General features: G+C 59.9%; 1 protein-coding gene. It reads left to right on the plus strand.

Features of this window, described 5'->3' with window-relative positions; genetic code table 11:
- A partial coding sequence (locus tag AC3A6M_RS24825; RefSeq protein ID WP_487855356.1) for an ISL3 family transposase occupies positions 1 to 766 on the plus strand: 766 nt, incomplete at both ends.

Here is a 766-nt window from a genome sequence, read left to right on the forward strand (position 1 = left end):
ATGTGGCCAAGCTCACCGGCCTGCATTGGCATACCATCAAGGCGATCGACCAGCAACGACTGGAGCGCTTGCATGGTGAATTTTCGGCGAGCGATGTGCGCCGCATCGTGATGGATGAATTTGCCCTGCACAAGGGGCACCGCTATGCGACGGTCGCACTCGACGCCCAGCGCATGCGCGTGCTTTGGGTCGGCGAAGGTAACAGCCGCGAGGCCATCCGACCGTTCTTTGAAGCCTTGGGCCCCGAAGGCTGCCGACAAATCGAGGCCGTGGCCATGGACATGAACACGGCGTTCGATCTGGAAGTGCGCCAACATTGCCCGAATGCCGAGGTGGTGTACGACCTGTTTCACGTGATCGCACGCTTCGGCCGCGATGTCATTGACCGCGTCCGCGTCGATCAGGCAAACGCTTTACGCGCCGAACCGAAGGCACGTCAGGTGATCAAGCGCAGTCGCTGGCTCTTGCTGCGCAATCGTGCCAACCTGGAGGCCGACCAGGCCGTCAAACTCGACGAACTCCTGGCAGCGAACCAGCCTCTGGCGACGGTGTACCTGCTCAAGACTGAGCTAAAAGAGATCTGGTATGCGCCGACGGTGCGTGAAGGTGCACGTCGATGGAAAACGTGGCTCCGATTTGCTTTGGACAGCCAGATCGCCGCACTCGTCCAGTTTGCCAAACGCCTGAGCAAATACCGTCGCGGCATCCTTGCCTCGGCCATCTATCCGATGAACTCATCGATCCTGGAGGGCGTCAACAACCGTAT

It is taken from the genome of Telluria sp. Soil_C_11 (assembly GCF_057657395.1).